At 64.2% G+C, this 929-nt stretch carries 1 protein-coding gene; it reads right to left on the bottom strand.

From position 1 onward, the window contains the following. On the bottom strand, positions 1–929 hold a 929-nt coding region (locus IEW22_RS19820), incomplete at both ends, for an IS256 family transposase (protein ID WP_188589124.1).

Here is a 929-nt window from a genome sequence, read left to right as displayed (position 1 = left end):
TAGGCCATCGCGATGCCGGCGGCCCGTGATCCGGGGCCTTTGGTCACCTTGGTCCGCAGTCGCACGGTCGCGAACGTGGACTCGATCGGGTTGGTGGTGCGCAGATGTATCCAGTGTTCGGCCGGGTACCGGTAGAACTCGAGTAGCACGTCGTCGTCATCGACGATCTTGGCCACGGCCTTCGGGTACTTGGCGCTGTAGGCTTTCTCGAACGCGGTGATCGCTTGGCGGGCGTGGTGTTCGTCTTCGGCGTTGTAGATTTCCTGCATCGCCTTGATCGCGTTGGGGTGGGCTGATTTCGGTAGCGCAGCAAGAACATTGGCTTGTTTGTGGAACCAGCATCGTTGCTCACGCGTGTCGGGGAACACCTCCCGGATCGCGGCCCAGAAGCCGAGCGCCCCGTCCCCGACGGCCAGAGCCGGCGCCGGCATGCCGCGGCGTTTGCACGACCGCAGCAGATCCGCCCACGACTCGGTCGATTCCCGATACCCATCAGCGACTGCGATGAGTTCCTTCTTGCCGTCGGCGCGGACCCCGATCATCACCAGCAGGCACAGCTTCTCCTGCTCCAAACGCACCTTGAGGTGGATACCGTCGACCCACAGGTACACATAGTCGGCGGTGATAGCCCGGTCGGCGAAGGCGGCGGCCTCTTTCTGCCATTGCTTGGTCAGCCGGGTGATCGTGGCCGCCGACAGTCCGGCGCCCGACCCCAGGAACTGCTCGAGCGCCGGCCCGAAATCACCCGAGGACAGCCCATGTAGATACAGCAACGGCAGCACCGCGGAGATCTCCGGACTCTTACGCGCCCACGCGGGCAAGATCTTCGACGAAAACTTGTGCCGCTCCTCGGTTTCGGGGTCGACACGCTTGTCATTGACCCGCGGTGCTTTCACCGTGACCGCACCCGCGGCGGTCATCACCTCCCG

Origin of the sequence: Gordonia jinhuaensis, from assembly GCF_014639795.1 — a bacterium.
Taxonomy (GTDB): domain Bacteria; phylum Actinomycetota; class Actinomycetes; order Mycobacteriales; family Mycobacteriaceae; genus Gordonia_B; species Gordonia_B jinhuaensis.
Note: the sequence above shows the minus strand (reverse complement) of the source record. Positions and strands in the feature narration are given on the sequence as shown.